The sequence below is a fragment of the Mesorhizobium sp. M7A.F.Ca.CA.004.04.2.1 genome, assembly GCF_004022825.1.
Taxonomy (GTDB): Bacteria; Pseudomonadota; Alphaproteobacteria; order Rhizobiales; family Rhizobiaceae; genus Mesorhizobium.
On sequence record NZ_RZPH01000307.1, the window covers coordinates 1 to 5840 of the forward strand.

8 protein-coding genes are annotated in these 5840 nt (G+C 60.8%); 5 read left to right on the forward strand and 3 right to left on the reverse strand.

The genetic code is table 11. The annotated features are described in order from the left end of the window. Positions 1-58: 58 nt before the first annotated feature. The 5 genes from EN893_RS15440 to EN893_RS15460 all read left to right on the forward strand — a co-directional run bounded on the left by EN893_RS15440 (position 59) and on the right by EN893_RS15460 (position 3989). Positions 59-778, forward strand: coding sequence for an ABC transporter permease (locus EN893_RS15440; protein ID WP_127270845.1), 720 nt, complete (start codon positions 59-61; stop codon positions 776-778). Further along, complete coding sequence (locus tag EN893_RS15445) at positions 775-1596, forward strand: ABC transporter permease (protein ID WP_127270843.1); 822 nt, start codon at positions 775-777, stop codon at positions 1594-1596. The genes EN893_RS15440 and EN893_RS15445 overlap by 4 nt, the downstream gene beginning before the upstream one ends. 108 nt (positions 1597-1704) lie before the next feature. Next, entirely contained in the window at positions 1705-2574 is an 870-nt protein-coding gene (locus EN893_RS15450; RefSeq protein WP_127270841.1) for an NAD(P)-dependent oxidoreductase, read from the forward strand. An 8-nt stretch (positions 2575-2582) separates the two neighbouring features. Continuing rightward, positions 2583-3287 carry a DNA alkylation repair protein gene (locus tag EN893_RS15455; RefSeq protein ID WP_127270838.1) on the forward strand — a complete coding sequence of 235 codons (705 nt, stop codon included), beginning with the start codon at positions 2583-2585 and terminating at the stop codon, positions 3285-3287. A 132-nt stretch (positions 3288-3419) separates the two neighbouring features. After that, on the forward strand, positions 3420-3989 hold the full coding sequence (locus tag EN893_RS15460; protein WP_127270836.1) for a DUF3299 domain-containing protein: 570 nt from the start codon (positions 3420-3422) through the stop codon (positions 3987-3989). 20 nt (positions 3990-4009) lie between these two features. On the opposite strand, the gene EN893_RS15465 is transcribed toward EN893_RS15460, so the two are convergent. The 3 genes from EN893_RS15465 to EN893_RS15475 all read right to left on the reverse strand — a co-directional run. Further along, a complete protein-coding gene (locus EN893_RS15465; RefSeq protein WP_006205209.1) occupies positions 4010-4501 on the reverse strand; it encodes an Lrp/AsnC family transcriptional regulator in 492 nt (163 codons plus the stop codon). Between the two features lie 108 nt (positions 4502-4609). Continuing rightward, positions 4610-5290, reverse strand: a complete 681-nt coding sequence (locus EN893_RS15470) for a uracil-DNA glycosylase family protein (protein WP_127270833.1) — start codon at positions 5288-5290, stop codon at positions 4610-4612. Then, positions 5230-5840 (reverse strand): glutathione S-transferase (locus EN893_RS15475; protein WP_164900902.1); only part of this gene is annotated, 611 nt, incomplete at its 5' end. The genes EN893_RS15470 and EN893_RS15475, both read right to left, overlap by 61 nt.

Consider the following 5840-nt stretch of genomic DNA (forward strand, 5'->3'; position numbering starts at 1 on the left):
GAATTTCCCCGCCGTCTTTCTATTCGTCTCAGGAATGCCGTGGAGATAAGACCGGCCAATGCCAGCCCAGAGCATATGGACACTTCTCAGTTGGGGACCCGAAGGCTGGCTTGACGATATTGCCTATGGCGCACTGATCACCATTGCGCTTGCGCTTGCCACGCTGCCCATCGGATTGACGATCGGCTTTTTCATTGCCCTCGCCAAGCAGTCCGAAGAACCCTCGCTGCGCCTTGCCGCCAACATCTACACCACGGTCTTTCGCGGCCTGCCGGAGTTGGTGACGCTTTTCCTGTTCTTCTTCGGCATGCCGATCCTGCTGCAGCATCTCGTCAGGTATTTCCGGCCGGACACCACCATCGACGTCAACAGCTTCGTCGCCGGCATGATCGTGCTTGCGCTGATCTTCTCGTCCTATGCCAGCGAGGTTTTTCTTTCCGCCTTCCGCGCCATTCCCAAAGGCCAGTATGAAGGCGGCTATGCCATTGGTCTTTCGAACTGGCTGACCATGCGCAAGGTGATCGTGCCGCAGCTGCTGCGCATCGCGTTCCCCGGCCTGGAGAACTGCTGGCTCAGCCTGCTCAAGGACACATCGCTGGTGTCGGTCGTCGGCCTGGCCGAGACGCTGCGTAACGCTAGCATTGCCGCCCGCGTCACCAAGCATGCTTTCCTGTTCTTCGGTGTCGCCTCGCTGGTCTTTCTTGGCCTGGCCGTCCTGTCGTCCTTCGCCACCAGCGCTATTCTGCGCTCGCTTGGCCGGCAGGAGGCGCAGCGTTGAGCGCCACGGCCGCAATGGTCGAACGTCCGCCGCCACGGGCTCGCGGCTGGCCGCGCAGGCGTATCGCCGGTTACGCGCTGGTCTGCCTGTGGATTTTGTTCGGCATTGGCATCGTCAGCTATCTGGTTCTTGCCTGGAACCCTGAGTTCTTCGCCAAATATGCGCCCGCCTATTTGAGCGGGCTTGGGGTTACGCTCGCGCTGGTTTCCATATCGATGGTGCTCGGCGCGATTCTGTCGGTGCCCGTCGCTTATGGGCGCATGTCCAAGAACCGGATCCTGTCCGGCCTCGCCTATTGCTACGTCTATTTTTTCCGCGGCACGCCGCTGCTGGTCCAGACCTATCTCGTCTATTACGGATTGGGCTCGTTCAGGGTCGAGCTCCAGTCGATCGGCCTCTGGGACTTTTTCAAGGACGCGTTCAATTGCGGCGTCTTTGCGTTTGCGCTCAACACCGCCGCCTACCAGGCCGAAATCCTGCGCGGCGCCATCGAGAGCGTGCCAAGAGGGCAATGGGAAGGGGCGGCATCGCTTGGCCTGCACAAACTGCAAACCTTGCGCAAGATCATCCTGCCGCAAGCCTTGATCGTCGCCTTGCGGCCCTATGGCAACGAACTGATCCTGATGGTCAAGGCTTCCGCCATCGTCGCCATCATCACGGTCTATGATCTGATGGGCAATGCCAAGCTCGCCTTCGCCAACTCGTTCGACATCCAGGCCTATATCTGGGTCGCGCTCGTCTATCTGGTGATGGTCGAGATATTGCGTCATGGCGTCGAATGGATCGAGCGCCGGATCACCGTTCACCTGAAACGCTGACTATTTTCAAATTCAGCTGCACCAGTCGATCCTGCCCTGCGCATCTTGACGAATTGCGCGCAGAGCCTAGACGTCTCGCAGCAAATTCCGTTTCTGAAGGGCAAGCTCATGGCATCTGTTGCATTTCTCGGTCTTGGCGTGATGGGCTATCCGATGGCCGGGCACTTGAAGAACAAGGGCGGCCATGACGTCACCGTCTACAACCGCACCAAGGCCAAGGCCGAGCAATGGGTTGGCCAGCATGGCGGTAGCCTTGCGGCGACGCCAGCACAGGCCGCCGAAGGCAAGGATTTTGTCTTCTCCTGTGTCGGCAATGACGACGATTTGCGTTCGGTGACGACCGGTCCGGAAGGCGCCTTCAAATCGATGAAGAAGGGTTCGGTCTTCATCGACAACACCACGGCCTCGGCCGAGGTCGCTCGCGAGTTGGCGGCGGCGGCGCAAGTCGGTGGTTTTTCGTTTCTCGACGCGCCTGTCTCGGGCGGCCAGGCCGGCGCCGAGAACGGCGTGCTGACCGTCATGGTCGGCGGCGAGCAGGACGCTTTCGACAGAGCGAAGCCTGTCATCGACGCTTTTGCCCGCATGGTCGGCTTGATGGGGTCGGCCGGTGCCGGCCAGCTCACCAAGATGATCAACCAGATCACCATAGCCGGCCTCGTCCAGGGCCTGGCCGAAGGCATCCATTTCGGCAAGAAGGCCGGGCTCGACATCGAGAAGGTGATAGAGGTGATTTCCAAGGGTGCCGCCGGCTCCTGGCAGATGGAGAACCGCCACAAGACGATGAACGCCGGCAAATATGATTTCGGCTTCGCCGTCGACTGGATGCGCAAGGATCTCGGCATCTGCCTGGCCGAGGCCGACCGCAATGGCGCCAGACTGCCGGTCACCGCACTCGTCGACCAGTTCTACAAGGATGTGCAGGCGATGGGCGGCAAGCGCTGGGACACGTCCTCGCTGCTCGCCCGTCTCGAAAAATAGGTTCCGCGGTGCCAGAGCTCTCGCCTCAATCCAGTGCTGCAGAAATCGTCGCCCATCTGCGCGCTATCGGATCGGAGGAGAACCGCCTCGGCATGTTGCGCTACGGCATCAAGATCGACCGTGCACTTGGTATCACGCACGGCATGCAGCGGCAGATCGCCAGGAAGATCAAACGCAACCACGAGCGCGCCTTCGAGCTATGGGACACCGGCATCATGGAGGCGCAGTTCATCGCCTCCGTCACGGCTGACTCGAAACGGTTTTCTGCTGAAGATGCAAGACGATGGGCGGCTAGTTTCGACTCCTGGGACATCGTCGACGGCGTCTCGGATCTCTTTGTCGATACGGACGCCTGGAAAGAACTGATCGCCGAGTTTGCGGCCGATGAGCGGGAGTTCGTTCGGCGCACGGCCTTCGCCATGATGGCCTGGTCCGTCGTCCACCGGAAGAAGGAGCCAGGGGCGACCTTCCTCTCCTTCCTGCCGATCATCGAAACGCATGCGAACGACAGCCGCAATTTCGTGAAGAAGGCCGTGAACTGGGCGCTTCGGTCGATCGGCAAACGATCGATGGACATGCACGGCGCTGCCCTGGCTGTCGCCGAACGGCTGGCGCAGTCGACCGACAGGACGGCGCGCTGGATCGGCAAGGACGCGGTAAGGGAGCTGTCCAATGCCAAGACGCTGGCGCGGATCGCCGCAAGGAAAGGCTGACGGCGCGGAAACCCGCTTTCCGGCATGTCTGGATCTCGCCGACATGTGATGCGGCTGCCGACATGTGATGGCGGGAGCGTTGACGTCGCTGACAGCGGCGTCTTTACTTGAGCTTCAAAGGGACGCGGGCCAATGAGCAATCCTCTGAAATCAACCATAATGCTCGCAGCGGCATTGTTTGTGTCCGCGGCCACAGATGCCTCGGCCGAGACCGCGCACATATTCTGGAAGGATCTGCGTCCGGCTACGCAATCCGCCGCCGAAAACGTCGGGCTGCCGATGATCGCGGCAAAATTGCCCGACCACGGCGAGACGCTGTCCCTCAACCTGCAGGACAAAAGCATTCAGCTAGCCGGCTATGCATTGCCGGTCGATCGCGATGGCGATCTTGTCTATCAGTTCCTGCTGGTGCCCTGGACGGGTGCGTGCAGCCACATGCCGACGCCCCCGCCCAACCAGATTGTCTTGGTCACGCCGGCTCGTCCCTACAAGATGTCCGAGGCGTATCAGCCTGTCGCGGTCACCGGCGCGCTGAAGCCGGACATGGAGAAGAGCCAGCTGTTCATCCTCGACGGCGTCAGCGTCATCCAGTCTGGCTACAGCGTCCGCAAGGCAGATGTGGTCGCTGTCGGCAGCGTGCCGGACACCGTCACCCTGCCGGTCAATTCTCCCTGGAGTTTCCTCAACAAAAAGAAGAACTAAGCAGGACAACCTGCTGCAGCTCAGGCGGCGTTGGCACCCGATTCCTTGTCCAGCACCATGTAGTCGAGCGGGATTTCGGTCGTGTACTTGATCTGCTCCATGGCGAAGGAAGACGACACGTCACGGATTTCGATCTTGGCGATCAGACGCTTGTAGAAGGCGTCGTAGGCGGCGATGTCGGGCACCACGACACGCAGGAGATAGTCGACGTCGCCGCTCATGCGGTAGAACTCGACCACCTCGGGAAACTCCTGGATGACTTCCGAGAAACGCCGCAGCCATTCATGGCTGTGCGAATTGGTGCGGATCGACACGAAGACGGTGACGCGCACATTGACCTTTTCATGGTCGAGAATGGCAACGCGCCGCTTGATGACGCCCTCCTCCTCGAGCTTCTGGATGCGCCGCCAGCAAGGTGTTGTCGACAGCCCGACTTTCTTGGCGACGTCGGCGACCGCGAGTGTCGCGTCCTCCTGCAAAAGGCGGAGGATTTTTCTATCGAGGCGATCCATATCGTGCTCCCAAAGGAATAGAATGCCTATACTCTGCCTTATACAGGCCTTTCACAAGAAAGGAATTCTGCTGATCGGGCAAAAAGCGAGTGATTTCTTGCTGAAAGGTCAGCCGAGGCGATAGCGGATTTCCGAACGCAGAAAAGGCAGCAAATCCATTTCAAACCATGGATTCTTCTTCAGCCAGCCGGTGTTGCGCCACGAGGGATGCGGCAGCGGCAACACTTTCGGACCGACGGAATTCTCCCAGATGGAGCGCCAATCCATGACCGTTTCCGTCAGGGAGGGCCGGCGCGCCGCACCCATATGCCAGGACTGCGCATAGATGCCGATTGTCAGCACCAGATCGATCCGTGGCATCGAGGCCATCAAGGGCGCGCGCCAGGCCGCCGCGCATTCGCGCCTCGGCGGCAGGTCTCCCCCCTTGGCATCCTGGCCGGGAAAGCAGAAACCCATCGGCACGATGGCGAATTTTTCGATGTCGTAGAATTCGTCGCTCGTCACGCCAAGCCAACTGCGCAAGCGATCGCCGGAGGCGTCGGTGAACGGCATGCCCGACAGATGCACCTTGGTCCCCGGCGCCTGGCTGGCGATCAGGATACGGGCGCTGGACGATGGGCGCAGCACAGGTCGTGGCTCATGCGGCAACGGCTTACCGGCCGGATTTTCCACGCAGATGCGACAGGCGCGGACCTTGGCGACGAGGTTTTCGAGTTCGGCAGTCATTCTCAGGCTGATGCGCTCGGCCGGCTGGAGACGGCCTGATGCCAGCGCAACACATTCGCGCAATCATACGGCACCTTGATGCGTGCCGGCTTCATGAAGTCCACAGCGATCAGGCCGGTGATGTCGGCGATCGAATAGCTGTCACCGGCGATGAACTCCCGGCTGCCCAGTTCTCCATCCAGCAGCCTGAGGAACGCCACGGCCTTCGGCTTGTTGGCCTCGCCCCATTCGGAGACCTGCGGGATTTCCCATTCCTTCATGGCCGGATGGGTGTGCCGGAAGGCCTGCGTGACGCAGCTGAGCAAATTGAATTCCATCCGCCTCTGCCACATCTCGACCTGCGCCTTGCCGAGTGCGCCACGCCCGAACAGGGCCGGTTCGGGATGCAGTTCCTCGAAATAACGGCAGATGGCGACGGATTCCGTGATGACGGTGCCGTCGTCGAGTTCCAGCACCGGCAGGCGCTGCAAGGGATTGCGCGAGCTGACCGCCTGTTGCCTGTGTTCCAGCGCCCCCATGTCGATGGGCACCTGTGGAACTTCGATGCCTTTCCCGGCCAGGAAAACGCGGACCCGCCTTGGGTTGGGCGCTCGGCCACCGGCGAAGAGGTGCA